Here is a 25,133-nt window from a genome sequence, read left to right as displayed (position 1 = left end):
GTCTTCGGCACCGAGCGTCGGCACATCGAGAAACTCGACGCGCAACCTCACACGGCGCGTCTCAACAGCCGCCAAGCCCGGTGACCGCACCGAGCAGGCTTGGCTTGCAGCGTTTCCGCGGGCGTTCGCTGCTCGAACGGTCGCCGTTCGAGCGCTCACCCCCCGATTCGTCGTCCATTTCGGGCATGCCGGGGAAGAAGGTCGCCGAGGTGCGGAAGCGCACGCGCGCGCTCCATTCCTGGTTCCACGGTCCGGTCGCGGGCCGCTCGGGATAGACGAAGGTCGATTCGGGACCGTAGCCGATCAGCGTCCCGAACATCATCTCGCCCGCCGCCTGCTTCACCTCGGCGGGCACGACACAATTGGTCTGGCTCGGCGCGAGCAGCGTCCCGTCCGCCACGAGTCGCTGCGCAATGGTCGGGCTGATCCAGTCCCACAACGCACCGCCGAATTCACGACTGGTCGAGGACGACCACCAAACGATGTCGCCGGTGTCGGTGTTGCCGCGCCGCCCGGCGTCCTTCGCCCCCATCATCCACGCGTAATAGCCCGTCGCCATCGGCACCCCGTTCCACGAGAGCTGGACCGCGCCATCGGGGCCGCCCCCGCTGCGGACGTGGAGCCCCTGCAGATAATCCTGCTGGAGGTTGAAATTGATCGACGGTGCGAAGGTCGATTGGACGCGGTGGTCGCCGAGCAGCGACCCGCCTTGCGGCTGGCGGCCCGAGCGCGGGTTGGGCCATTCGGCATAGCCGCGGCTGTTGGCGAGCGTCGGCCCGCGATCGACCGGAACGCGCGCGCTGAACAAATCGGGCGGCATCTGCCCCGCCGCGAGCTTCGCGAAATCGATCACGACCGGCTGGCCCGGCCGCGCATGCGCGCCGCATCCCCAGAAGATCAGCAAGCGCCCCTTGGGTCGCTCGAACGATTCGGGCACATCCTCGCGCCCGCCGGTGCGCTGTGGCGCGAGTAGCGGGACCGATGCGCCCATCGCCGCTTGCGGGAGGAAATAATGGTCGCCCTGCGCCGCGCCCGTCGCGGCAAGCGTCGATCCGAGACGCAGGCGAAGTTCATGCTGGTCGCCGCCGCGGCGCCCGCCCGTTCCCGCCATCATCTCGCCGATGTTGGGTCGGCCGCCACCGCCGGCCATGCCACCCATGCCGCCGATGCCGCCGATGCCGCCGATGCCCGTCGTCGTCCCGACATCCATCGCATAGCGCGCCTTGGGCCCCGTGACGGTCTGGCTCGATGCGGGTCTGGCGGTTTTCGGGGCGGGCTTGCGTTGCGCCAGGACAGAACTGGCCGTCAATACCGCAGCTGCGGACGCGATCACGATCAGACGGCGCATAACGACCCCCTTCGAAACGGTCTCGAAACAATAGTCCCAAAACGGTCGTAAATCCAGCGCCGGTTTCGCGGCAGGGACGATCTGCCATGCGCCCGCCGATTTACCCCGTCAGGGAAAATCACGCTTGCCTGCTTTACCCCGACTGGGTAACACCCCACCCATGACGACGATGGCCGGCCTCAAGATCAAACGCTTCCGCGAAGAACGCAGCCTTACCCGCGCCGCGTTCGGGGCGTGGTACGGCGCGCCGGGCTCGACCGTCCAGGGCTGGGAAGAAGATGGCAAGCGCGCCAGCGGCCCGGTCGTCAATCAGATCGCCGCCAACGCCATCGCCAGCCACGCCGATTGGTACGTACAGATTCGCACGGAGAATGACATGAGCAGCTGGGCCCCCGATAGCTGGACGCGCGCCGACGCGCGGCAGATGCCGACCTATCCCGACGCCGCCGCGCTCGACGCCGCGACCGACCAGCTCGCCTCCTTCCCGCCGCTCGTCTTCGCGGGCGAGGCGCGCAACCTCACCGCCGATCTCGGCCGTGTCGCCGAGGGCAAGGCGTTCCTGCTGCAGGGCGGCGACTGCGCCGAATCGTTCGCCGAGCACAGCGCGAACAACATTCGCGACACCTTCCGTGTCATCCTGCAGATGGCGGTGGTGCTCACCTTCGCCTCGAAGCTGCCGACGGTGAAGCTCGGGCGCATGGCGGGCCAGTTCGCCAAGCCGCGCTCGGCCGATACCGAGACGATCGGCGACGTGACGCTGCCATCCTATCGCGGCGACATCGTCAACGACATCGCCTTCACCCCCGAGAGCCGGCAGAACGACCCGCAGCGGTTGATCCGCGCGTATTCGCAGTCGGCCGCGACGCTCAACCTGCTGCGCGCGTTCGCGACGGGCGGGTACGCGAATCTCCACCAGGTCCACCGCTGGACGCACGATTATATGGGCCGCAGCCCGTGGGCCGAGAAATACAGCCATGTCGCCGACCGGATCGGCGAGGCGCTCGACTTCATGGAAGCGTGCGGGATCAGCCCCGAAACGGTGCCGCAGCTCGCGCAGACGCAATTCTACACGAGCCACGAGGCGCTGCTGCTGCGCTACGAACAGGCGCTGACGCGGCAGGATTCGCTGACGGGCGACTGGTACGACACGTCGGCGCACTTCCTGTGGATCGGCGACCGCACGCGTTTCGAAGGTTCGGCGCATGTCGAGTATCTGCGCGGCATCGGCAATCCGATCGGGATGAAGTGCGGCCCGAGCCTCGAGCCCGACGCGCTGCTGCGCCTGCTCGACACGCTCAACCCCAACCGCGTCCCCGGCCGGATGACGCTGATCACGCGCTACGGTCATGACAAGATTGAGGCCAACCTGCCCAAGCTGGTGCGCGCGGTGCTGCGCGAGGGGCATCCGGTGGTGTGGAGCTGCGACCCGATGCACGGCAACACCGTCAAGGCCGCGACGGGTTACAAGACGCGGCCGTTCGACCGGATCCTGGCGGAGGTGCGCGGCTTCTTCGCGGTCCACCGCGCCGAAGGCTCGATCGCGGGCGGCATCCATGCCGAGATGACGGGGCAGAATGTGACGGAGTGCACCGGCGGTGCGGTCGACGTCACCGAGCAGTCCTTGGCGGACCGGTATCATACGCATTGCGACCCACGGCTGAATGCCGGTCAGTCGCTCGAGCTCGCGTTCCTGCTGGCCGAAATGCTCAACGAGGAAATGGCCGAACGGCGGCGCGCGGCGGCCTGAGCCGCCCCGCGCCGCCCGGGATCAAAGCGCGCTGCGGCCCTGCAGCAGGCGGACGACGACGACGATCAGCGCGATGACGAGCAGCAGATGGATCAAGCCACCGCCGAAATGCACGGCAAACCCGAGTGCCCAGAGAACGAGCAGAACGACGACGATAGTCCAAAGCATTGGAGAACCCCTTTATTTGCAGCCGGAAATTCAAACCGCATCTGAAACGAAAACGTCCGTCCGCGCGGCAAGTTCCGCTTCATCGGTGAATTGCCCCGGCTCGACCGCACCGTCTTGACGGCGCGTGCGCCGATGCGTATTGCGCCGTTTCGCGCAAGCGGCCCCTTCGTCTAGCGGTTAGGACGACGCCCTCTCACGGCGTAAGCACGAGTTCGATTCTCGTAGGGGTCACCAGCGCCGTATGGCGTGCCAGCCACGCCACATTCTCTTCGCCCTTTTCAGCTCGTTACGGCTCAGCGCTACGCGTTCGGCAGGTTGCCTGTCGTCGAAACCGTATAGCTTGTCGCCGCATCGGAATGGGGGATTGCGAGGCTCGGACCGCGGCGATTCCGCAGCGAGATCGGCGTGATGACCGGCCTTGTCGGCTTTGGCGGCGGGATCGGCGGCTTCGCCAAGCGATGGACCGGCCGCGCCTCGCCTGGCTTCCTGATCTTTGCCGCGCTAGCGGTCCCGGCCTTGGTCGGCATCCTTGCCATCAAGACCCACTGGCGCGGCACGTGGACGGCCGCCAACGGAGCACGAATTTGATGCGCGCGATCTCGGTATCCCTTCTTTCGCTGGGAGGGCTGGTGGCGACCCCGGCTCTTGCAGACCCCCTCGCCTTTACCCCGCTGATCGATGCGCAGCTGCGCTACGAACATGTCGAACAAGCACCGCTGACCAAGGATGCCAATGCCGTCACGCTCCGGCTGCGCAGCGGCTTCGAGGCGAAGCTCAGCGACTTCAGTCTCCTCGCCGAATCCGAAGCCAATCTGGCGATCGACCCGAGTTACAATAGCGGGCTCAACGGCAAGACCGCCTTTCCCCAGGTCAGCGACCCGCAGACGATCGAGCTCAACCGGCTCCAGCTGCAATATCGCGGGCTGCAGCACACGGTCGTCACCGTCGGGCGCCAAGTGATCAATCTCGATGACCAGCGCTTCGTCGGCGCGGCGGCGTGGCGCCAGAACGAACAGACCTACGATGCGGTTCGCGTCGAATGGTCGGGGATCAAGAACCTCAAGGCCGACCTGACCTATGCCAACACCGTCAACACGATCTACGGGATCGACGGCGGCAACCGCTTCGGGCCGACGCGGCTGGGGCATATCGGCGGCGACAACGTCTTCGCCAATCTCGGCTACAAGACCCGCTTCGGCACGCTGACCGGCTTTGCCTATCTGGTCGACCAGGATCAGGCGCCGGTGTTCGTCGAATCGAGCCAGACCTATGGCGGCCGCTTTGCCGGCGCCTATCCGCTGAGCAAGACGGTGACGCTCACCTACCTGGCGAGCTTCGCCTCGCAGAGCGACTATCACCGCAATCCCAACCGCTATCACGCCGACTATTATGCCGGCGAGCTCGGCGTCGCGGTCACCGCGCTGACGCTGACGGGGGGCTATGAAGTGCTCGGCGCGGACCAGGGCGTGGCGGTCACCAGCTTCCAGACGCCGCTCGCCGCGCTCCACAAGTTCAACGGCTGGGCCGACAAGTTCCTCGTCACGCCGCCCAACGGCCTGCGCGATGCCTATGGGTCGGTCAGCTATGGCTGGAAGAAGGTCGCCGGGCTCGACGCGATCGCGCTGAGCGCGGCCTATCACCGCTTTGACAGCGATCGGCTCGGCCAGCATTACGGCAACGAGGTCGATGCGCAGGTCAGCGTCAAGCAGGGCCGGTACACCGCGCTCGTCAAATATGCCGATTACCGCGCCGACCGCTTCGCGACCGACACCAAGAAATTCTGGCTTTCGCTCAACTGGGTATATTGAGACGACGACCGCGCATTTGATCGTGATCGATAACCGAAGGGCGGGCCGCCGCGCGGTATCGCATCACGATCGTCGGTGCGGCGCCCCATCGAAACGACAACCCCACGCTCGGGCCGGGTCGAGCGCGATGACACGCTGATCCTCGCGACCGGCTCGGACCGTTCGTCATCCCGGTGCCGGGGCATGATTTGCAAGGCGTCGGCTATGTCGGCGCCATGCGCGGCGGCGCCGGCCGGGCTGTCAGCCTTCGATCACATGTGGCACGAAGCGCGCCGTATTGCCCGTGATCAAGCCATCCTCGCGAATCCCGATTCCCGCCGGCGTGCCGTCGACAACCCAACTGCCGATGACCGGAAACACACCGGGCGCCGTCTCGGGCAAGGGGTATAGCGCCTGGTAGACGTATCCTTCGTCGCCATAATCGCCGTCGCTTTGCGCGACGACGGCGCCGGCTTTGCGGATCGACACGTTCGCCCCTTCGCGCGCGAGCAGCGGCTTGGCGACGGCATCGCCGCCGGGCGCCGTCATCGTCGCCGCGAGCAAGTTCGGGTGATCGGGGAACAGGTCCCACAGCACCGTGAGAATCGCCTTGTTCGACCAGAGCATCTTCCAGATCGGCTCGATCCAGACCACCCCGTCGGCAAGGCTTGTGACCAGATTCGGCGCGAACGCTTCGTTCACCAGCCATTCCCACGGATACAGCTTGAACAGCGCGGCGATCGGCTGGTCGTCCAGATCGACGAAGCAGGCGCGGTCGCTGTCCCAGCCGAGGTCGTCGATCACGATCGCGCCGGTCTCGATCCCGGCGGCCTCGGCGGTATCGCGCAGATACGACGTCGTGATCGTATCCTCGCCGGCGCTGTCGGCGACATGGGCGAACAGCACGCCCGGCGGGAGCAGCGGCGCGATGTCGGCCCATTTCGCGACGAGCATGTCGTGCAGGCTGGTGAACTGGTCGAGCTGCGGGAAGCATTCCTCCTTCCAGCTCCACTGCACGACGGCCGCCTCGAGCAGTGACGTCGGCGTGTCGCAGTTGAACTCGAACAGCTTGGGCGGGCTCTTGCCGTCATAGCCAAGGTCAAAACGGCCATAGTTGAGCGCCGGGGGTTCGGCATTCCACGCATCGCGGATCGGCTGGTGGAAGGCGCGCGGGATGCCGAAGCGGTCGAGCAGCGCCTGGTCTTCGACGATCGCCTGTCCGGCGAGCAGCAGCAAGCGGTAGAGCTCGGCGGTGCTCGCCTCGAGCTCGGCGATCTGCGCGCCGGTGAAGGCGTAATAGGCGCTTTCGAACCAGTACGGATCGCCGGCCGCGGTGTGCCAGATCAGCCCGTCCGCCTCGACCTTTGCGCGCCAGTCTGGCCGCGCCGCGATGTCGCGCCGGATCATTCGCCCGCGCCGCCGTGGCCGCCACCAAAGCCCCGTGCCGACGCGCCGAAGCCACCACGCGAGATCGCCGCGGCGCGCGTCATCGCCGATGCCGCGGGTGCGCGGAAATAGGGCGTGTTCGCGCTGCGTTGAAACGACCCGCCCCCAACGCGATCACCGTAATACGGGATCACGCTGCTGCGCGCGAGATAGTACCACAGGAAGGCGTTTGCGGCCCCGCCGCCCCCGCCGCCTGCGACACGCTGCTGCTGGCAGTTCGCGTCGGGGACACGCTGCCCGTTGCGGTCGGTACAGATCGCCGTGGCGCGTTGCGCGGTCTCGCCCCAATCATTGTCGTTCTGCTGGCTACACGCACCCGCAAGCAACGCCGCGGCAATCGCGGTCGTGATCCTCAACTCGGTCTTCATCTCGATCCCCGTGCCAGTCGAACCCGGTGCGCGTGCGGACGCGTCAGCGTTGCGGCGCCCAGAACATCCGGTGGTGCCCGGGGCGATTGGTTGTTCCGCCGAACGCCCCGATGAAGATTCCGCCGCGGGCGCCTTCGGATACCGCTTTCGCCGGGGGCGATACCCGGTGGTGCGTGTGCCGGGCGCCGATCGCTGCAGGCATCCCTATCCCAAGTGCGGTAACCGCCACCAAAGCCAGCGTCTTCATGATCCCCTCCAAGCGACGGGTTCGTCGCCCCGGCGATAGGTGCGCGCATTCGCCGTTCGCGGTCAATCCGCAACACGCCCGCGCCGACACGCGCGCATCACGGCACGCGCGCCGCGCCACTTTACGATGTCTTTATGCGAATCGATCGTCTTCCACCGCGCGCGCTAACGCCGATCCGCCGCACAGCGGCCGCCTGAAAACCATAACAGGCGGGCTCCCCATGTCCTTCGACCTTATCCTCGGCGGCATCGTCGCCGTCTTAGTCCTTATCTACCTGCTCGCTGTGCTCGCACAGCCCGAGCGGTATTGAGGAGCGCGGCACCATGACGCTTGCCGGCTGGAGCATGATCCTCCTCTTCGTTGTGCTGATCGTCGCGCTGGCCAAACCGGCCGGCGCCTGGATGCACGCCCTGTATGCGCGCGAGACGCTGCCGTTGGGCTTTGTCGAACGCGGCTTTTACAAGCTTGCCGGGATCGATCCCAAGGCCGAGCAGAGCTGGGTCGGCTATGCCGCCTCGCTGATGATGTTCAACCTCGGCGGGATCGCGCTGCTGTTCGCGATCCTCAAGCTCCAGGGCGTGTTGCCGATGAACCCGCAAGGCTTCACCGGCATGGAAAGCCTGCTCGCGTTCAACACCGCGGTCAGCTTCGTCACCAACACCAACTGGCAGAATTACGGCGGGGAATCCGCGCTGTCGAACCTCAGCCAGATGGCGGGCCTGACGGTGCAGAACTTCCTGTCGGCCGCGGTCGGCATCGCCGTCGCCTTCGCCTTCATCCGCGGCTTTGCGCGCAAGCAGGCGAGCGGAATCGGCAATTTCTGGGTCGATGTGACGCGCGCCACGCTCTACCTGCTGCTCCCGATCTCGATCGTGCTCGCGCTCGTCTATGTCGTGATGGGCGTGCCGCAGACCTTCGGCCCGTCGGTCGTCGCGACGACGCTCGAAGGCGCCAAGCAGACCATCGCGGTCGGCCCCGTAGCCTCGCAGCTCGCGATCAAGATGCTCGGCACCAATGGCGGCGGCTTCTTCAACGCCAACTCGGCGCATCCGTTCGAGAACCCGACCGCGCTCAGCAACTTCCTGCAGATGCTGTCGATCTTCGTCCTCGGCGCGGGGCTGACGCTCACCTTCGGCAAGGCGGTCGGCAATGTCCGCCAGGGCTGGGCGATCCTCGCCGCCATGCTGCTGCTCTTCATCGCCGGTGTCGCGGTCGCGTACGGCGCGGAAGCCGCTGGCAACCCGATCCATCACGCACTCGGCGTCGCTGGCGGCAATATGGAGGGCAAGGAAGTCCGCTTCGGGATTGCCGCGACGGCGCTGTTCGCGGTCGTCACCACCGCCAGCTCGTGCGGCGCCGTGATCGGCATGCACGACAGCTTCACCGCGATCGGCGGTCTGGTGCCGCTGTTCAACATGCAACTCGGCGAGCTCGTCATCGGCGGTGTCGGCTCGGGGCTCTATGCGGTGCTGATCTACTGCATCCTCGCGGTGTTCATCGCAGGACTTATGGTCGGCCGCACGCCCGAATATGTCGGCAAGAAGATCGAATCGCGCGAGATGAAGCTTGCGGTGATCGCCATCGCCGTCCCGCCGCTCGCGATCCTCGGGCTGACCGCGGTGGCGTGCGTCACCGGCGCGGGGCTTGCCGGCCCGGCCGCAAAGGGCGCGCACGGGTTCAGCGAGATCCTCTACGCCTTCACCTCGGGTGCGGCCAATAACGGCTCGGCATTCGGTGGCCTCAGCGGCAACACGCCGTTCTACAACCTGCTGCTCGCGCTCGATATGTTCGTCGGCCGCTTCGGGGTGATCCTGCCCGTCCTCGCGATCGCCGGTGGCCTCGCCGCCAAGCGGCGCGTGCCCGAGGGCGCGGGGTCGTTCCCGACCACCGGGCTGCTGTGGATCGGCCTGCTCGCGGCGATCATCGTGATCGTCGGTGGCCTCACCTTCCTGCCCGCGCTCGCGCTCGGTCCGATCTCGGACCAGGCACAAGTCGCCGCCGGCACCTTGCTCTAAAAGGTCATAGCCCCATGGCAAACCAGAACGCTTCGCTCTTCACCGGCCCGCTGCTCGCCGCAGCGGCCCGGGATGCCGTCCTCAAGCTTGATCCGCGCAAGCTGATCAAGACCCCGGTGATGTTCGTGACGGCAATCGTCGCCGGCCTGTCAACGATCCTCCTCGTTAAGGGGCTCGTCACCGGCACTGGCCACCCGCTGTTCGAAGGCCAGTTGGTCTTCTGGCTGTGGCTGACGGTGCTGTTTGGCAACGTCGCCGAGGCGCTCGCCGAAGGCCGCGGCAAGGCGCAGGCCGCGTCGCTGCGCGCCACCAAGGCCGAACTCCGCGCCAAGAAGCTGATCGGCGTCGCGGGCGCCTGGGAGATGGTCGATGCGACCAGCCTGCAGGTCGGCGACGAAGTGCTCGTCGAAACGGGCGACCTCGTCCCCGCCGACGGCGAAGTCATCGCCGGCGTGGCCTCGGTCAACGAGGCGGCGATCACCGGCGAGAGCGCGCCGGTGATCCGCGAGGGCGGCGGCGACCGCTCCGCCGTCACCGCGGGGACACGCGTGATTGCCGATGCGATCACGGTTCGCGTGACCGCAGGCGCTGGCCAGGGCTTTCTCGATCGCATGATCGCCTTGGTCGAGGGGGCGCAGCGCCAGAAGACGCCGAACGAGATCGCGCTGACGATCCTGCTCGCCGGCCTTACCCTGATCTTCCTGATCGCGGTCGGCACGCTGCCGGCGTTCGCCTCCTATGCCGGCGGGATGCTCGCCATTCCGGTGCTCGTTGCCTTGTTCGTCACGCTGATCCCGACGACGATCTCGGCCTTGCTTTCGGCGATCGGCATCGCAGGCATGGACCGGCTCGTGCGCTTCAACGTGCTCGCCAAATCGGGCCGCGCGGTGGAAGCCGCGGGCGACATCGACACGCTGCTGCTCGACAAGACGGGCACGATCACGATCGGCGATCGCCAGGCGACCGCCTTCCTCCCCGTCCCCGGCGTGACCGTTGCAGAACTGACCGCCGCCGCCCGCCTCGCCAGCCTGTCGGACGAAACGCCCGAGGGTCGCTCGATCGTCGTGCTCGCCAACCAGGACGGCAGCGCCGCCGTCGCGATGCCGGCAGGTGCCGAGGAGATCAAATTCACCTCGCAGACCCGCGTCTCGGGTCTCCAGATCGGCGACCGCGCGCTCGTCAAGGGCGCGGTCGATGCGATCCTCAAGCGGCTTCCCGATGCGCCCAACGGCGAGGCACTGCGGAAAATCGCCGACGAGATCGCGCGCGGCGGTGCCACCCCGCTTGCGGTCGCCGATGGCAATCGCCTGCTCGGCGTCGTCCAGCTCAAGGACATCGTCAAGGCGGGCATCCGCGAGCGCTTCGGCGAGCTGCGCCGGATGGGCATCCGCACGGTGATGATCACCGGCGACAACCCGCTCACCGCCGCGAGCATCGCCGCCGAAAGCGGGGTCGACGATTTCCTCGCCGAGGCGACGCCTGAGGACAAGCTCGCGCTGATCCGCAAGGAACAGGAGGGCGGCAAGCTCGTCGCGATGTGTGGCGACGGCACCAACGACGCGCCGGCGCTCGCGCAGTCGGACGTGGGTGTCGCGATGAACACCGGCACGCAGGCCGCTCGCGAAGCGGGCAACATGGTCGATCTCGACAGCGATCCGACCAAGCTGATCGAGATCGTCGGGCTCGGCAAGCAGCTCCTCATGACGCGCGGCGCGCTGACCACCTTCTCGATCTCGAACGACGTCGCCAAATATTTCGCGATCCTGCCGGCGATCTTCGTCGCGCTCTATCCGGGCTTGGGCGGGCTGAACGTGATGCGGCTCGCCAGCCCCGAGAGCGCGATCCTGTCGGCGATCATCTTCAACGCGCTGATCATCCCGGCGCTGGTGCCGCTCGCGCTCAAGGGCGTGAAGTATCGCCCGGCCCCGGCCGGCACGCTGCTCGCGCGCAACCTCGCCATTTACGGCGTCGGCGGGCTGATCGCGCCGTTCATCGGCATCAAGGCGATCGACCTCGTCGTCGCCGCTTTGCACCTTGCTTGAGGATTCTTGAGATGTTGACCGAAACCCTCCGCGCGCTGCGCCCCGCCGCCGTCCTGCTGCTGCTGATGACGCTCGTCCTCGGCCTGCTCTACCCCGCCGCGATCACCGGCGTCGCGCAAGTCGCGCTGCCGGTGCAGGCCAATGGCAGTTTGCTGAGCGATGTTCACGGTCAGCCGATCGGCTCCGCGCTGATCGCGCAGAATTTCACGGGGCCGACCTATTTCCATCCGCGTCCCTCGGCCGCCGGCAAGGATGGCTACGATGCGAGTGCGTCGGCCGCGACCAACCTCGCGCCGGGTTCGAAGGACCTGCGCGATGCCATCGCCAAGCGCGTTTCGAGCGCGCGGGCGGAAGGGATGACCGGGGATCTCCCCGCCGATCTGGTCACCACGAGCGCCTCGGGACTCGATCCCGATCTCAGCCCCGAGGCGGCGTTGCTGCAAGCCCCGCGTGTCGCCAAGGCACGCGGCCTCGCTGTCGCCAAGGTCAAGTCGCTGATCGAAGCGCAGACCGATACGCCGGTGCTCGGCATCATCGGCGAGCCCCACGTCAATGTCCTGCTGCTCAATCGACAGCTCGCTACGCTTTCCGCTACCACGCCGGGTCAATGACCCTGACGCGCCTCCCCTTCTACCGTCACCCCGGGCTCGTCCCGGGGTCCACCGTGCCGCGCGCGGACCGGCTTCGGCTTGCGCGGCACGGTGGGCCCCGGAACGCGTCCGGGGTGACGGAAGGGGCCGCGCAATGACCGACACCCGCCCCTCCCCCGACGCGCTGCTGAAAGCCGCCCGCCGCGAGGGACGTGGCCGCCTGAAGATCTTCCTCGGCGCAGCACCCGGCGTCGGCAAGACCTTCGAGATGCTGCGCGAGGGCGCCGAACTGCTGCGCAGCGGCACCGACGTCGTCGCCGGCGTGATCGAGACGCACGGCCGCGCCGACACCGACCGGCTCACCGCTCCGTTCGAAATCCTGCCGCGCGCGAAGATCGAGCACGGCGCGCATACGCTCGAGGAATTCGATCTCGACGCGATGCTCGCGCGGCACCCCACGGTCGCGCTGATCGACGAATTCGCGCACACCAATGCGCCGGGTAGCCGCCATCCCAAGCGTTGGCAGGACATCGAGGAACTGCGCGAGGCCGGGATCGACGTGCTGAGCACGCTCAACATCCAGCATGTCGAGAGCCTCAACGACGTCGTCGCGGGCTTCACCCGCGTCCGCGTGCGCGAGACGGTGCCCGATGCGGTGCTCGACGATGCCGAGATCGAAGTCGTCGACGTCCCCCCCGACGAGCTGATCGCGCGGCTGAAAGAAGGCAAGGTCTATATCCCGGCCGAAGCGACGCGCGCGCTCGGCCATTTCTTTTCCAAGTCGAACCTGTCGGCGCTTCGCGAACTCGCGCTGCGCCGCGCCGCGCAGACCGTCGATCGCCACTTGCTCGACCATGTCGCGAGTCTGGGCGAGAGCGGCACCTGGGCGGGCGGCGAGCGCCTTGTCGTGGCGGTCGGCGACCAGCCCGGCAGCGACGTGCTGATCCGCTCGGCCAAGCGGCTCGCCGATGCGCTGCACGCGAGTTGGACCGCGGTGGTGGTCGAGACGCCGCGCTCCGCCACGCTCTCGGCGCCTGCGCGCGCGCGGATGGCCGCGGCGCTCGACCTCGCCACCGGGCTCGGCGCGACGATCGCGACTGTGCCGGCGGGCAACGTACTCGAAGGGCTGTGCGCGCATATCCGCGAGGCACGCGCGACCGCGGTGGTGATCGGCAAGTCGCGGCGCTCGTGGTGGTTCGAGCTGCGCCACGGTTCGGTGGTCGATCGGTTGGTGCGCGCGCTCGATGGCGTCGCGATCCACGTCGTCCCCGTCGCGGAAGCCAGCGAGACGCGGCGCGAAACGCCGACGACGCGTCCAATCCTGGCGCGCGGCAGCGCGATCGGGCTCGCCTTCGTCGCCGCGAGTACCGCGCTGTCGCAGTTGCTGCTGCCGGTGGTCGGGGCCGATGCGATCGACTTGCTCTATCTGCTCCCGGTGATCGCCACCGCGACGCTCTACGGCCTGCGCTCGTCGCTGATCGCGAGCGTCGGCGCGGCGCTGGCCTACAATTTCTTCTTTCTGCCGCCGCTCTACACGCTGACGATCACCGACCCGCACAATGTCGTCACGCTGACCGTGTTCGTCATCGTCGCGGTGGTGGCGAGCCAGCTGGCGGGACAGGTGCGGCGCGAGGCCAATGTCGGCGCGCGCACCGCGACCGAGAATGCCGCGCTCGCCGCGTTCGGCCAGCGCCTTGCCGGCGTCTCCGACGAGAACGGCACCGCGACCGCGACCTGCGAGGAGATCGCCGCGTTGCTCGGTGTCTCGACGATCCTGCTCGCCAATCGCGACGGCCGCCATGTCGCGATCGCCGCCGCGCCGTCGATGGTCGAGCTGAGCCCGATCGATACCGCCGCCGCCGAATGGGCGTTTGACCGCGGCGAGGTCACCGGGCGCGACAGCGGCACGCTCACCGCGAGCGAGTGGCAGTTCCATCCGCTCAAGACCGCTTTGGGCGTACTCGGCGTGCTCGGCGTCGCACGCGAAGGCGGCGACCCGATCCCGGCGGACAAGCGCGTGCTGTTCTCGACCTTGGTCGGTCAGGCCGCGCTGGCGCATGAGCGGCTCCAGCTCGAGGCGCAGGCACGCGAGGTCAATGCGCTCAAGCAACGCGACGATCTGCGCGCGACCCTGCTGTCCTCGATCGGGCACGATCTCAAGACGCCGCTCACCGCAGTCGTCGCCGCCGCCGACGAACTCGCGGTCGCACACGGCACCTCCCCCGCCACCGCGACGCTCAAGAGCGAAGCGCGGCGGTTGCGGCGCGTGTTCGACGATCTGGTCGAGATGACGCGGATCGAAGCGGGCGCGCTCGTCGTCAAGCGCGAGGCCACCGACCTGACCGACGCCGTCGCCGCCGCCGCGCGCGATTTGCGCGCCGAACTCGCGCGCCACCGGCTGGTGCTCGACGTGCCGCCGACGCTGCCGCTGGTCGAGGCCGATCCGCGGATGCTGCATCACGTGCTGATCAACCTGCTCGGCAACGCCGCCAAGTTCGCCCCCGCCGATACCGACATCGTGATCGAGGGCCGCCGCACCCCCGACGGGCTGACGCTCGGCGTGCTCGATCAGGGGCCCGGCCTTCCGGTCGGCAGCGAGGCGCATCTGTTCGACCGCTTCACCCGCGTCGACGGCAATGATCGGACCGGCGGCACCGGGCTCGGCCTCGCGATCGTTCAGGGCTTTGCGCAGGCGATGGGATTGCGCGTCAGCGCCGCCAACCGCGACGACGAGGGTTCGGCGTTCGTCGTCACCTGGCCGAATGCCCTGATCCGACGCACGACATCGGAATGAGGCCCATGAGACGACAGCTGATCGCGGTGCGGCTCCCATGACCGGCCAGATTTTGATCGTCGACGACGAAGCGGCGATCCGCCGTCTGGTGCGCGGCGCTATCGAGCGCGGCGGGCTGAGCGCGGACGAGGCCGCCAACGCCGCCGAGGCGCTCACCTGTGCGCGGCGCCCCGGCTGCGAGCTCGTCCTGCTCGATCTGGGGCTTCCCGATCGCGACGGAATCGAACTCATTCCCCATCTCAAGGCGCTCGAGCGTACCGTCATCGTCCTCACCGCGCGCGACGCGATCACCGAGAAGGTCGCGGCGCTCGATCTGGGTGCCGACGACTATATCGTAAAGCCGTTCGACACCGACGAACTGCTCGCCCGCGTCCGCGTCGCGCTGCGCCGGCACACTGTGTCCTCGGTCGGTCAGAACCGTCTCCGTGCCGGTCCCGTCGAGATCGACCTTGCCGCGCACCAGGTCTGGCGCGACGGCGCGCCGGTCAAACTGACGCGCAAGGAGTTTGCGCTGCTGGCCGAACTCGCGCGCCACGCCGGCAAGCTGCTGACGCACACGCATCTGCTGCGTCGCGTGTGGGGCGACGGGCATGTCGAGGATGTCGCCTATCTCAGGGTCGCGATCCGCGCGCTCAGGCTAAAACTCGAGGCCGATCCCGCAGCACCCAGCTTCCTCCTGAACGAGCCGGGGATCGGCTATCGCTTGATCGCGTAAAGTGCGCGGGGCGGCAGCTTGGAGCTGGCCGCCCCGCGCGCTCGAGCGTCAGAACAGGAAGCCGGTTTCGAGCAAGCCGCGAACTTGATCGCGCCGATTGGCATCGGCCCCGAAGCCCAGACCGGGTTCGAGCTTGCCGATCCGGGTATAGGAGACTTCGCCCCGCGCGAAGAAGATCCCCTTCTGATAGGTCGGCGTGAAGGTCGCCGACCAGGCATCGCTGTGCGGCCCGTAAAGCAGGTTGGTCGGCACACAGCCGCTCGCCAGCCCGCAATCCTTTCCCGAAGACTTCAGATATTCGCCCCGCGCCGCGAGCGAGAAGCCCTTGGGAAGCGTATATTTGGCGAGCAGGGCGCCCCCGAACGTCGCTGCCGAGCGGTTGAGACCCAAAGCGTCGTCGCGCTCGACCCGGTTGTATTGGAGATAGGGGGTAAGGGTGAGCGGCCCCTTGCTATAGGTGTAGATGATATTGAAAATGCTGCCGTTGTTTTGCGCCAGCGGCGTTGCATAAGACGCGTGCCGCGACCGCGAAACGCTGCCCGCGCCGATCAGCGTAAGCGTGTTCGAGCCGTCGAACGCATAGGCCACAGTTCCCGAGACCCAGTTGAACTTGCCCGAATAGTAACCGTCGTTGAGCGAGACCGCCGCGCTCAGCTTGCCATGCGCGTAATTGACCTGCGCACCGCGGCTGATCGAGGGTTCCTGGTTCCAGAGAAGGCCGCGCTCGACGTTCATGTTCTGGAAGGTGAAGGTCGATTCCGCACCGATCATGGTCGGCAGCAGGCCCGCGGTGATCGACAGATCCTTGCTGAGCACGGCCTTGGCATAGGCCACGGGAACGGGACCGAAGAGCAGGTCCTGCGCCTTGCCCGACCGAAGGTACGACGTGCCGAGCGCGGGCAGTGAATAGGCGCCGGCCTGTACATAGAGCTGGAGCGGACCGGTGGTGGTCTGGATCTCGACCTGCGCGTTCGAAATGTCGGCCGCCGTATCCGACGTCACGGTGCCGGCCGCATTCGTCACATGGCTTTGCGCGATCGCGAGACCGCTGACTTGGCCGGTAACCGTCACGTCGCCAAAGGGTCCGGCATTCACCGCGATCGGATGCGGATTGGGGGCGAGCGGCCCGGAGAAGCCGGGCGACGCCGCCGGATCGGCGAAGGCGGCAGACGACGCGAAAAGCAGCGCGCCACCGCCGACCAGCGCGAGACGGCGCGGACCGAGCGCGCCGCGAGCCCGCGTCGCTAGTATACAAAAACGCACGTGTAGAATCCTTTGCCGGGGTCGATGCCCAGCGCGGTATCGATCCCGCCGTAAAGATTCCCGAGGGAAGTCAGCCGCTTTCCATAAAGAACGCGTATACCTTCGCGCTACCGCGTGAGCGCACTCACCAGCGCCTGACGCATCACCGCCACCCCCCGGCCCGCGCGGTGCGCTCGGCGGTCGCGTCGAGCGGATCGCCTGCCATCAGCGCTTGCGCATTCGCCATCAACGCCGCGTCGCTCGATCCGGCCTGTCGGTACTCGGTCGTCGCGCCGGTCGCGCCGTTGCGCGTCTGGCGCAGCGCCCAGCCTGTCGCGTCATGGCAGGCGATGCCGTCGATCGCGGTCGCGCTGAAGACGCGGCAATAGCGGCCTGCCTGATCCTTGAAGCTGACCGGAACGCGCACCGCGCCCGCAGCCGACGCCAGCTGCGTGTCGAGGGCGGTCGCGAGCGGTCCCGCTGCATACAGCCGACCGCCCTGCGTCGTGACCGGACCCCGATCCCAGCCGAGCCCGACCGAAACGCCGATCACTAGGCACGCCGCCATCGCAATCGCCTCGCGCCAGCGCGTCGCGATCGGGCGCCGCACCGGCAGCGCAACCGGCGCCGCACGGATCAGCGCCGCGAGCCGATCGGGCACTTCTTCCGCGGCGACCGGCGCAAAGCGGCCCGCAATCCGCGCGCGCAGTTCGCGGTGGCGCTCGACTTGCGCGGCGAGCGCCGGATCCTGCGCGATCGCGCGCTCGACGCGCTTGGCGCTGAGCGGGTCGAGCTCCCCATCGGCATAGGCCATCAGAAGTTCGGGATCGACCGTCACGCCGCTTCTCCCAAGTGCGCCATCAGCGCCTGGCGCCCGCGCACCAGCCGCGAGGTCAGTGTTCCCATCGGAATGTCGAGCACGGCTGCCGCCTCCTTATATGCGAGCCCCTCGACCAGCACGAGCGCGACCGCCTCGCGCTGTTCGTCGGGCAGGGCCTGCATCGCCCGGTCGATTTCGCCAAGCGCGACGCGCGCCTCGCCCCCGCCGTCGCTGCCGATGCCGAGCCCGGCCGCTTCGGCGACGAAGGTCTGCGCCGCGCGGCTTCTCGCGCGCGCCGTATCGATCCAGCTATTGCGCATGATCCGGTACATCCAGCTATCCATCCTCGTGCCCGCCTGCCACTGCGCCCGCGCCAGCAACGCCTTTTCGACCGTCACCTGGCACAGATCGTCGGCATCCGCCGCGTCGCGGGCGAGCGCGCGGGCGAACCGCCGCAAGCGCGGCAGCAGTCCCAGCAGATCGTCCTCGAACGCGGCCAATAGTGTTTTCCTTCTCGAGCGGATGAAACGGATGGCGTCGCCCGTTTAATCCACGCACAGGCCAAAAGGCCAATACGGGGATCCGCCTTGCCCAAACGACTCGTCTTGCTCGCGGCGATCCTGCCGCTCGGCCTCGCCGCGGCGCAGGCGCAATTGCTGCCGCAAGTGCCGGTGGTCGGCGCATTGCCGCGGATCGAGGGGCTCGCCGACAGCGCGCTGCGCTTGCCCGCCGCCGCGATCGACCGTCTCGAGGACGTCCGCCGCGCGACGATCGACCGGCTGGTGCGCCAGCATCCGCGCGAGATCGCGCGCGATCCCGACGGGTTCGCGGCACGCGCCGGAGAGATCGTCGTCGATGCGCCGAGCGACGCCTGGCTCGCCGCCGCGCAAGCCAAGGGCTATCGGCTGCTCGAACGCGGCGACATTCTCGGCGTCGGCTTCGCGCGCCTGGCTGTCCCGGCCAACCGCTCGCTGAAAGCGGCGATCGGCGATCTTCGCCAGCTCGGCGATGCAGAGGTCAGCGCGGACCAGCTGCATTTCGCCAGCGGCGTCGCGCCTGTCGCTGCCGCGGCGGCCGCGCGCGGTGCGGGGCCGCTGGTCGGGGTGATCGACGGTGGCGTCGCGGGGGCGGCGCTGTCGCGCGGCTTTGCGACGGGCGCACCGCGCGCGAACGACCATGCCACCGCGGTCGCATCGTTGATCTCCGGATCGGGGATCGCCGGATCGGGCAGCGTGCGCGGTGCCTTGCCCGGCGCGCGGATCGCCTCGGCCGACGTCTATGGCGCCGATCCCGCCGGCGGCAACGCGACCGCGATCGCCAAGGCGCTCGGCTGGATGGTCGCGCAGCGCGTCGCCGTCGTGACGATCAGCTTGGTCGGCCCGGCCAACCCGTTGCTCGGCCGCGTCGTCGCGGCGGCGCAAGCGCGCGGGCTGATGATCGTCGCCGCGGTGGGCAATGACGGCCCGGCCGCGCCGCCGAGCTACCCCGCCTCCTATCCCGGCGTGATCGCGGTGACCGGCGTCGACGCGCGCAACCGCGTGCTGATCGAGGCGGGGCGTGCGCGGCATCTCGATTATGCCGCGCCCGGCGCCGATTTGCGCGCCGCCGCGACCGGCGGCCGCAGCATGACGGTGCGCGGCACCTCGTTCGCCGCGCCGCTGGTCGCCGCGACGATCGCGCGCGTGTACCCGGCGCTTGATCCCACTGCGATGCCCGCTGCGCTCGCGCGGGTCGATGCCGGTGCGGTCGATCTCGGCGCGCGCGGGCCCGATGCCAAATATGGCCGCGGGCTGGTCTGCGGCACGTGTCGCACGCCGCCCGCGAAATAATTTTCGCACAGCGCGGGATTAAATCGCAAGCGGGCCCCGTTCTCCCTGCAGCAGCAACGGAGACTCATCATGATCAAGACCCTGTTTGGTACCGCAACGCTTGCCCTCGCCATCGCGGCGTCGCCCGCTTCGGCGCAGCTTCTCGGCGGCGGTGGCGGCGGCGGCCTCGGTGGCGCGCTCGGCGGTTCGCTCGGGGGCGGATTGGGCGGCGGATTGGGCGGGCTGAGCGGCTCGACCAACGGCATGCTCGGCAGCACGCTCGAGCGCGGACCGCTCAGCACCGACAGCGTCACGCGCAGCACGCATTCGACGCGCACGAGCAAGACGGTCGATACGCGCAAGGGCACGGTGAACGCCTCGAACACCACGAGCAGCGCGTCAGCGCTCGATTCGACCAACCGCATCGGCGACCGCTCGCTCACCGGTAGCGGCAGCGGCAGTGCTTCGCTCGGCGGCAGCGTCGACGCGCAACTGATCGGCACCGACGCGGTCCGCAGCACCGCGGGCCAGGCGACCGGCGCGGTCCGCTCGGGCGCGGATCGTGCGGTCGGCGCGACGCGCAGCATCGCCGATCGCGGCCGGAGCGCGGCAGGCACCGCAGCCTCGCGCGCGACCGGCGCGGTCAATCCGGTCGGGGCTTCGGGCAACGGCATGGCCTCGGGCGCGGCATCGACGATGGGCAATGCCGCCAACGCGACCGGCAGCCTCGCGCTGGCGGGATCGGGTGCGGCGAGCGCCGGGGCCTTCCCGGTCGCGCCCGGTATGGCGATCCGCGACACTGCAGGGCGCGCGATTGGCACGGTCCAGGCGGTCCGCGCAGGGGCGAACGGGGCACTGAGCGATGTGCTGGTCCGCGTCGGCAATCGCGTCGCCACGCTTCCTGCGGCCAATTTCTCGGGGTCGGGCGACGTGCTTGTCTCGGCGATGGGCAAGGGCGACATCAAGAACGCCGCGCAGTAACGCGCGCGGCATCGATCACGGCATCGATCACGGCGGGGCGCGTCCGGCTTTCACCAGCCGGGCGCGCTTTTTCCATATCGCGTCCCGCGATCATCCGCAGCACGCGATCGGCTCGCCATCGGCGATCAGGCCGAGCGCTTCGGCCTCGGGCGTTGGGATTATCGTCCCGCGCGAGGATCACACGATCCGGCGATCTGCTCGCGTATGACGTCGCTGCTGTCGATCGCCGCGCCTGTGACCGCACAGGCGCCTGCCCCCGATCCGACCGTCTCCGCCCCCGCTGCAGACGTCGCGGCAGCGGTTGACGCGCAAGCCCGCGGTGCGAGGCGGGTCCTGACTCACCACGCGCTCTACGGCGTCACGCTGCTCTGATCGCCGCGGCTCAGGCGCCCTTGAAGGCGGCTTTGCGCTTCTGCAGGAAGGCGATCCCGCCCTCCATCGAATCGGCCGATCCCCGCGCGGTACGCTGGTTCTCCGCCTCCTGCAGCATTGCCGCAGCATAATCGCCTTCATACGCGCTGCGGATCTGGCGGCGCATCAGCCCGATCGCGACCGTCGGCCCCGCCGCGAGCCGCTCGGCCAGCGCGAACGCCGTCGCGTCGAGCGCGTCGTCGGCGACGACGCTGTGGATCATCCCCCAGTCGAGCGCCTTGGCCGCGGGCACCTTCTCGCCGAGCAGCATCATCTCGCACGCGCGCGCCTTGCCGATCAGGCGCGGCAGCATCCAGCTCGCGCCGCCATCGGGCACCAGCCCGATATTGACGAACGCCTGGAGGAAATAGGCCGTCTCGCTCGCCACGCAGAAATCGGCGGCGAGCGCGAGGCTGCAGCCGATCCCCGCCGCCGGCCCGCGCACCGCGCTGACGACGGGCACCGCCAGATCGGCGATCGCCGCCATCGTCGGATTGTAGCTCTCCGTCAGCGCCGCGAACGTCGCATTGCCCGGATCCTCACTACCGAGCGCCCCGCCGCCGACATCGGCCCCCGAGCAGAAAGCGCGCCCCGCCCCGGCGATCAACACCGCCCGCGCGCCGTCGAGCGACGCCAGTGCCGCGCGCAATTCGACGAACATCGCGGGCGGCGCAGCGTTCAGCCGCTCGGGCCGGTCGAGCGTGAGGACAAGCACGTCGCCGCGCCGTTCGGACTGGATCATCGTGGTCATGGCCTCTCCTGCCGGTTTTCCCGTGTATGGCGAACGTTCACGATTGTGATGTCACCCGCCGCATCGATTCGATAGCGCACGACATACTGAATGTCGCTGAGCGAGCGCTTTCGCACGTTCGTGCCGGCAATACGACGCCCGATCCTGGGGTTGCGCTCGATCAGTTCGGCCGCACCGAACAAGCGAGCGTCAATCCGCTCGGCATATTCGGCGCTATAGGCGGCGTTGAATTCAAAAATCCGCGTGAGGGCACTGCGCGCCGCGGCCGACCAGCGAACCGCCACTACTCAGCCGCTTGGATGCGAGGTCGCCTGCGCGCCTCCATATCCTTCCGGATTTCGGCGTGCGAAACGACCCGCCCGCCACGTACGTCCTCGAGCCCCGCAATGATTTCCGCAAGATCCTCGCGCGCAGCCTCAACCGAGGCAAGATCGGGATGGCGCGTCAGATAGGCCGCCAGTCCCGCATCCGGACCATCGATCATGCCGCGGAGTATCGCGATGTCGCTATCGATGGTGTTCGACGCTGCCATGGCACATCATATCAAGATCAATGCCCGTGCGCCACCGCAGGCGTCTCCATCAGCTCGACCAGCAGCCCGCCCATGTCCTTGGGATGGACGAACACGATCGGCGTGCCATGCGCGCCGATCCGCGGGGTCCCAAGCACGGTCGCGCCCTTGGCCTGCAAATCGGCGACCGCGACGTGGATGTCGGGCACCTCGAAACAGACGTGATGCTGCCCGCCCGCCGGGTTCTTGCGCAGGAACCCCGCGATCGGCGAGCTCTCGTCATACGGCTCGATCAGCTCGATCTGCGTGTTGGGCGTGTCGATGAAGCAGACCTTCACGCCTTGCGCGGGGAGGTCGAACGGCTCCCCGATCTGCGTCGCGCCAAGCAAGTCGCGGTACAGCGCGATCGAGCGCTCGATCGAGGGCGTCGCAACGCCGACATGGTTGAGGCGCCCAAGCGTGGTGGCGGCGGAATCGGTCATCGTAACGGCCTTATTCGTCTTCGGGAGCAGGGGCTTTCTTGGCCGTCGCCGGATCGGCGGGCACGCGCGTCGCGGGTGCCAAGACGCGCGCCGGCGCCTTGCCGAATTCATAGCCGCACGCCGAAAGCACTTGCCGGATCGGTGCTGGCCCCGGTCCGACAAACACCGCATCGACCGGCTTGTTGTCGGGATCGATCACGCGCACGCGGATCGACTTGCCCCCCGCGATCATCGCTGCGAGATTGGTGACGACGACATCGTCGCTGATGAACGCGCCGCTCCCCGGGAACTGCCAGTTGGTGCCAAGCCAGCCCCCGTCATCGACGTTGATCGACACCGGCCGCGGCAGCGCGGCGGCAAAGCCGGCCTTGGGGATGAACTGGAGCGAGACGATCTTCTCGCCCGTCGTGTCGCAGCGCACCACCAGCCGCGCGCTGTTGTCGGTCGACCAGTCCGAGCTCGAGGTCGCGATCGTCTTGCCGCTCGGACGCGTCTGCACCGCCCAGGGTGCCGGCGTCGCCGGAGCGGCGGGCGCTGCCGCCTGGAGCAGGAGCAGCGCCAACATCACTTTGCGCCGGCCTTGGTGGGCGCACCGACCACGCTCTCGGGCAGATCCTTGCCGAACACGCGCTGGTAATATTCCGCGACCAAGCTGCGCTCGGTCTCGTCGCACTTGTTGAGGAACGACAACCGGAACGCGAAGCCGACATCGCCGAAGATCAGCGTGTTCTGCGCCCAGGTGATGACGGTCCGCGGGCTCATCACGGTCGAGATGTCGCCGTTCATGAAACCACGGCGCGTGAGGTCGGCCACGCGCACCATGTTGTCGACTTGGCGTTTGCCCTCGGGCTGGTCATATTCGCCCGACTTGGCGAGCACGATCTGCGCCTCGACCGCAGCCGGCAGATAGTTGAGCGTGACGACGATGTTCCAGCGGTCCATCTGGCCCTGGTTGATCTGCTGCGTGCCATGATACAGGCCCGACGTATCGCCGAGCCCGACCGTGTTGGCGGTGGCGAACATGCGGAAGAACGGGTTCGGGCGGATCACGCGGTTCTGGTCGAGCAGAGTCAGCTTGCCCTCGGTCTCGAGCACGCGCTGGATCACGAACATCACGTCGGGGCGGCCCGCGTCATATTCGTCGAACACGAGCGCGGTCGGCGTCTGCAGCGCCCACGGCAGCAGACCCTCCTTGAATTCGGTGACCTGCTGGCCGTCCTTCAAGACGATCGCATCGCGGCCGACGAGATCGATGCGGCTGATATGCGCGTCCAAGTTGATGCGGATGCACGGCCAGTTCAGCCGCGCCGCGATCTGCTCGATATGCGTCGACTTGCCCGTGCCGTGATAGCCCTGCACCATCACGCGGCGGTTGAACGCGAAGCCAGCGCAGATCGCGAGCGTCGTGTCCTTGTCGAAGACATAGGCCGGGTCGAGATCGGGCACGCGCTCGTCGGCGAGCGAGAAGGCTGGGACTTCCATGTCCGAATCGATCCCGAACAGGTCGCGGACTTTCTTCATCTGGTCGGGCGCGTCGAGGATCGTCGTCTCGCGGCTGTCGGGCTGGGTGTTCGGAATCGTGGTCATGCTGAAAATGCTCTGCAAGAAGGTCGTCCCTCCCTAGCCGGTCGGATTGCGCCAAGTCGAGACGCGAGTTTCACGCAATCTTGGCGGGTAGCGCAAACAGCGTGCAGAAATGGGCGGCAAGCGCCACGTCGCCGCTGACCGCAAGCCGCCCCGCCGCGATGAGTTGGGCGAGCGGCGTCGTTCCGAACAAAGCGGGCAGGAACGCGTTGGGCTCGCCGGCCAGCACCGCGTCCGCCTGCGCGATTCCGTCGCGGGCGAGCGTCAGACCGCCATCGCCGATCGCCGCCACATAGCGCTCGCTCCCCAGCGAAAATCCGATCCGCGCGGCAAAGCCCTCTGCTTTTGCGGGATCGAACATCATCCGCAGCGCAAGCATCAGTGCGACGCGCGAGAACGGCAGCGACGGGTCGTGCGCGGGCGAGCGCAGCGCCCAGCGGCCGAGCGCCATGACGATCGGCTCGGCCTCATACCCCCACGGCGTCAAGGCGTAGACCTTCACATTGGCCGGCGGCGGCAGCGTCTCGCGCGTCAGCACGCCCGCCGCCTCAAGCCCCTGCAGCCGCTGCGTCAGCACGTTCGCGCTCAGCCCCGGCAATCCGCTGCGGATCTCGCCGAAGCGCCGCGGGCCGAGCAGCAACTCGCGGATCACCAGCAGCGACCAGCGCTCGCCGACGAATTCGAGCGCGAGCGCGGTGCCGCACGCATCGTCATACCAGCGCTTGATTGTCCCACTGGGTGCTTCAGTCACTTTTGCTAACTTCATGGTTGCAATTTGTAACTATCGACCGCATCCTTTGCAAACGTCGAATCGCACCGGAGAGTGGCGCCATGACACAGCGGATCTTCATCAGCCTGCCGGTTGCCGACGTCGCGGCGTCCACCGCCTTTTACGAGGCGATCGGCTGCACCAAGAACCAGGCCCTCTCCAGCGATGCCGCCGCCTCGATGGCGTGGTCCGACACCATCACCTTCAACCTGCTGAGCCACCCGGTCTATCGCGGCATCTCGCCCAAGCCGCCGGGCGATGCGCGCGCGACCGGCGGCCCGCTCTTCGCGCTGGCGCTCGATTCGCGCGAAGCGGTCGATGCCTTCGCCGCCGCCGCGATCGCGGCGGGCGGACGCGAAGTCCACGGCGCCGAGGACGAAGGCTTTATGTATTCGCGCGGGGTCGAGGATCCTGACGGCCACGGCTTCGGGCCGTTCTGGATGGACGCGGCGGCCGCGCCCGCGGCGCCTCCCGAGGCGGCACTCGCCGACTGATCCGGCCAATCGA

The 25,133-nt window shown here is 68.1% G+C and carries 26 protein-coding genes, 1 tRNA gene and 1 pseudogene; 13 read left to right on the top strand and 15 right to left on the bottom strand.

Features of this window, described 5'->3' with window-relative positions; all coding sequences use genetic code 11:
• Positions 1 to 61: 61 nt before the first annotated feature.
• Entirely contained in the window at positions 62 to 1,348 is a 1,287-nt protein-coding gene (locus tag ACP7C5_RS16230; protein WP_426265024.1) for a hypothetical protein, read from the bottom strand.
• 160 nt (positions 1,349 to 1,508) lie between these two features.
• On the opposite strand from ACP7C5_RS16230, the gene ACP7C5_RS16225 reads away from it, so the two are divergent.
• Positions 1,509 to 3,095 carry a class II 3-deoxy-7-phosphoheptulonate synthase gene (locus ACP7C5_RS16225; protein WP_426265023.1) on the top strand — a complete coding sequence of 529 codons (1,587 nt, stop codon included), beginning with the start codon at positions 1,509 to 1,511 and terminating at the stop codon, positions 3,093 to 3,095.
• A gap of 21 nt (positions 3,096 to 3,116) precedes the next feature.
• Here the strand turns inward: ACP7C5_RS16225 and ACP7C5_RS16220 are convergent, their stop codons facing one another.
• The gene (locus tag ACP7C5_RS16220) at positions 3,117 to 3,263 is read right to left on the bottom strand and encodes a lmo0937 family membrane protein (protein ID WP_426265022.1); all 147 of its coding nucleotides are present in this window, start codon (positions 3,261 to 3,263) and stop codon (positions 3,117 to 3,119) included.
• Between the two features lie 159 nt (positions 3,264 to 3,422).
• On the opposite strand from ACP7C5_RS16220, the gene ACP7C5_RS16215 reads away from it, so the two are divergent.
• From ACP7C5_RS16215 to ACP7C5_RS16205, 3 genes and pseudogenes are all read left to right on the top strand, one after another.
• Positions 3,423 to 3,497 (top strand) — tRNA-Glu (locus ACP7C5_RS16215).
• Positions 3,498 to 3,626: 129 nt separating this feature from the next.
• Positions 3,627 to 3,851, top strand: a pseudogene (locus ACP7C5_RS16210) (MFS transporter); the annotation flags it as partial.
• Positions 3,851 to 5,071: an alginate export family protein gene (locus tag ACP7C5_RS16205; RefSeq protein WP_426265049.1), complete on the top strand. Its 1,221-nt coding sequence runs from the start codon at positions 3,851 to 3,853 to the stop codon at positions 5,069 to 5,071. The pseudogene ACP7C5_RS16210 and the gene ACP7C5_RS16205, both read left to right, overlap by 1 nt.
• Positions 5,072 to 5,311: 240 nt before the next feature.
• Here ACP7C5_RS16205 and ACP7C5_RS16200 read toward each other — a convergent pair whose 3' ends face one another.
• Genes ACP7C5_RS16200 through ACP7C5_RS16190 form a run of 3 tightly spaced genes read right to left on the bottom strand, consistent with a single transcriptional unit; the run spans position 5,312 to position 7,111 of the window.
• Positions 5,312 to 6,457: a glutathionylspermidine synthase family protein gene (locus ACP7C5_RS16200; RefSeq protein WP_426265021.1), complete on the bottom strand. Its 1,146-nt coding sequence runs from the start codon at positions 6,455 to 6,457 to the stop codon at positions 5,312 to 5,314.
• On the bottom strand, positions 6,454 to 6,864 hold the full coding sequence (locus tag ACP7C5_RS16195) for a hypothetical protein (protein WP_426265020.1): 411 nt from the start codon (positions 6,862 to 6,864) through the stop codon (positions 6,454 to 6,456). The genes ACP7C5_RS16200 and ACP7C5_RS16195 overlap by 4 nt, the downstream gene beginning before the upstream one ends.
• A 43-nt stretch (positions 6,865 to 6,907) precedes the next feature.
• Positions 6,908 to 7,111 (bottom strand): hypothetical protein, encoded by a 204-nt coding sequence (locus tag ACP7C5_RS16190; protein WP_426265019.1) that lies wholly within the window; start codon positions 7,109 to 7,111, stop codon positions 6,908 to 6,910.
• Between the two features lie 220 nt (positions 7,112 to 7,331).
• On the opposite strand from ACP7C5_RS16190, the gene ACP7C5_RS16185 reads away from it, so the two are divergent.
• From ACP7C5_RS16185 to ACP7C5_RS16160, 6 genes are all read left to right on the top strand, one after another.
• Positions 7,332 to 7,421 (top strand): potassium-transporting ATPase subunit F, encoded by a 90-nt coding sequence (locus ACP7C5_RS16185; protein ID WP_081476845.1) that lies wholly within the window; start codon positions 7,332 to 7,334, stop codon positions 7,419 to 7,421.
• 13 nt (positions 7,422 to 7,434) lie between these two features.
• Positions 7,435 to 9,126, top strand: coding sequence for a potassium-transporting ATPase subunit KdpA (gene kdpA, locus ACP7C5_RS16180; protein WP_426265018.1), 1,692 nt, complete (start codon positions 7,435 to 7,437; stop codon positions 9,124 to 9,126).
• Positions 9,127 to 9,140: 14 nt separating this feature from the next.
• Positions 9,141 to 11,168, top strand: coding sequence for a potassium-transporting ATPase subunit KdpB (gene kdpB / locus ACP7C5_RS16175; RefSeq protein WP_426265017.1), 2,028 nt, complete (start codon positions 9,141 to 9,143; stop codon positions 11,166 to 11,168).
• Positions 11,169 to 11,179: 11 nt separating this feature from the next.
• Positions 11,180 to 11,779, top strand: coding sequence for a potassium-transporting ATPase subunit KdpC (gene kdpC / locus ACP7C5_RS16170; protein WP_426265016.1), 600 nt, complete (start codon positions 11,180 to 11,182; stop codon positions 11,777 to 11,779).
• Between the two features lie 133 nt (positions 11,780 to 11,912).
• Positions 11,913 to 14,552, top strand: a complete 2,640-nt coding sequence (locus ACP7C5_RS16165) for a DUF4118 domain-containing protein (RefSeq protein ID WP_426265015.1) — start codon at positions 11,913 to 11,915, stop codon at positions 14,550 to 14,552.
• Positions 14,553 to 14,589: 37 nt separating this feature from the next.
• The gene (locus ACP7C5_RS16160; RefSeq protein ID WP_426265014.1) at positions 14,590 to 15,267 is read left to right on the top strand and encodes a response regulator; all 678 of its coding nucleotides are present in this window, start codon (positions 14,590 to 14,592) and stop codon (positions 15,265 to 15,267) included.
• A gap of 48 nt (positions 15,268 to 15,315) precedes the next feature.
• Here ACP7C5_RS16160 and ACP7C5_RS16155 read toward each other — a convergent pair whose 3' ends face one another.
• The 3 genes from ACP7C5_RS16155 to ACP7C5_RS16145 form a co-directional block, all read right to left on the bottom strand.
• Complete coding sequence (locus ACP7C5_RS16155) at positions 15,316 to 16,530, bottom strand: outer membrane beta-barrel protein (protein ID WP_426265013.1); 1,215 nt, start codon at positions 16,528 to 16,530, stop codon at positions 15,316 to 15,318.
• Positions 16,531 to 16,672: 142 nt separating this feature from the next.
• Positions 16,673 to 17,347: an anti-sigma factor family protein gene (locus tag ACP7C5_RS16150; RefSeq protein WP_426265012.1), complete on the bottom strand. Its 675-nt coding sequence runs from the start codon at positions 17,345 to 17,347 to the stop codon at positions 16,673 to 16,675.
• Entirely contained in the window at positions 17,344 to 17,829 is a 486-nt protein-coding gene (locus ACP7C5_RS16145) for a sigma-70 family RNA polymerase sigma factor (RefSeq protein ID WP_426265011.1), read from the bottom strand. The genes ACP7C5_RS16150 and ACP7C5_RS16145 overlap by 4 nt, the downstream gene beginning before the upstream one ends.
• An 87-nt stretch (positions 17,830 to 17,916) precedes the next feature.
• Here ACP7C5_RS16145 and ACP7C5_RS16140 point away from each other — a divergent pair, with 87 nt between their 5' ends.
• Together ACP7C5_RS16140 and ACP7C5_RS16135 are read left to right on the top strand one after the other, a co-directional pair.
• Positions 17,917 to 19,158, top strand: a complete 1,242-nt coding sequence (locus tag ACP7C5_RS16140) for a S8 family serine peptidase (protein ID WP_426265010.1) — start codon at positions 17,917 to 17,919, stop codon at positions 19,156 to 19,158.
• A 69-nt stretch (positions 19,159 to 19,227) separates the two neighbouring features.
• Positions 19,228 to 20,118 carry a hypothetical protein gene (locus ACP7C5_RS16135; protein WP_426265009.1) on the top strand — a complete coding sequence of 297 codons (891 nt, stop codon included), beginning with the start codon at positions 19,228 to 19,230 and terminating at the stop codon, positions 20,116 to 20,118.
• 382 nt (positions 20,119 to 20,500) lie between these two features.
• Here ACP7C5_RS16135 and ACP7C5_RS16130 read toward each other — a convergent pair whose 3' ends face one another.
• From ACP7C5_RS16130 to ACP7C5_RS16100, 7 genes are all read right to left on the bottom strand, one after another.
• Positions 20,501 to 21,280 carry an enoyl-CoA hydratase-related protein gene (locus tag ACP7C5_RS16130; RefSeq protein WP_426265008.1) on the bottom strand — a complete coding sequence of 260 codons (780 nt, stop codon included), beginning with the start codon at positions 21,278 to 21,280 and terminating at the stop codon, positions 20,501 to 20,503.
• Positions 21,277 to 21,564 (bottom strand): type II toxin-antitoxin system RelE/ParE family toxin, encoded by a 288-nt coding sequence (locus tag ACP7C5_RS16125; RefSeq protein WP_426265007.1) that lies wholly within the window; start codon positions 21,562 to 21,564, stop codon positions 21,277 to 21,279. Before ACP7C5_RS16125 ends, ACP7C5_RS16130 begins: the two co-directional genes overlap by 4 nt.
• Entirely contained in the window at positions 21,564 to 21,812 is a 249-nt protein-coding gene (locus tag ACP7C5_RS16120) for a hypothetical protein (RefSeq protein WP_426265006.1), read from the bottom strand. The genes ACP7C5_RS16125 and ACP7C5_RS16120 overlap by 1 nt, the downstream gene beginning before the upstream one ends.
• 17 nt (positions 21,813 to 21,829) lie before the next feature.
• Positions 21,830 to 22,273: a methylmalonyl-CoA epimerase gene (mce, locus tag ACP7C5_RS16115; RefSeq protein ID WP_426265005.1), complete on the bottom strand. Its 444-nt coding sequence runs from the start codon at positions 22,271 to 22,273 to the stop codon at positions 21,830 to 21,832.
• 10 nt (positions 22,274 to 22,283) lie between these two features.
• Positions 22,284 to 22,838 (bottom strand): hypothetical protein, encoded by a 555-nt coding sequence (locus tag ACP7C5_RS16110; protein WP_426265004.1) that lies wholly within the window; start codon positions 22,836 to 22,838, stop codon positions 22,284 to 22,286.
• On the bottom strand, positions 22,838 to 23,860 hold the full coding sequence (gene cobS, locus ACP7C5_RS16105; protein WP_133191799.1) for a cobaltochelatase subunit CobS: 1,023 nt from the start codon (positions 23,858 to 23,860) through the stop codon (positions 22,838 to 22,840). Before cobS ends, ACP7C5_RS16110 begins: the two co-directional genes overlap by 1 nt.
• A gap of 70 nt (positions 23,861 to 23,930) precedes the next feature.
• Positions 23,931 to 24,608 (bottom strand): winged helix-turn-helix transcriptional regulator, encoded by a 678-nt coding sequence (locus ACP7C5_RS16100; protein ID WP_426265003.1) that lies wholly within the window; start codon positions 24,606 to 24,608, stop codon positions 23,931 to 23,933.
• A gap of 80 nt (positions 24,609 to 24,688) precedes the next feature.
• On the opposite strand from ACP7C5_RS16100, the gene ACP7C5_RS16095 reads away from it, so the two are divergent.
• Entirely contained in the window at positions 24,689 to 25,120 is a 432-nt protein-coding gene (locus ACP7C5_RS16095) for a VOC family protein (RefSeq protein WP_426265002.1), read from the top strand.
• Positions 25,121 to 25,133 lie beyond the last annotated feature (13 nt).

The sequence above is a fragment of the Sphingomonas sp. PWP1-2 genome (genome assembly GCF_049898305.1).
Classification (GTDB): domain Bacteria; phylum Pseudomonadota; class Alphaproteobacteria; order Sphingomonadales; family Sphingomonadaceae; genus Sphingomonas; species Sphingomonas glacialis.
The sequence above is the reverse complement of the archived record's forward strand: the minus strand, read 5'-3'. Positions and strand labels throughout refer to the sequence as shown.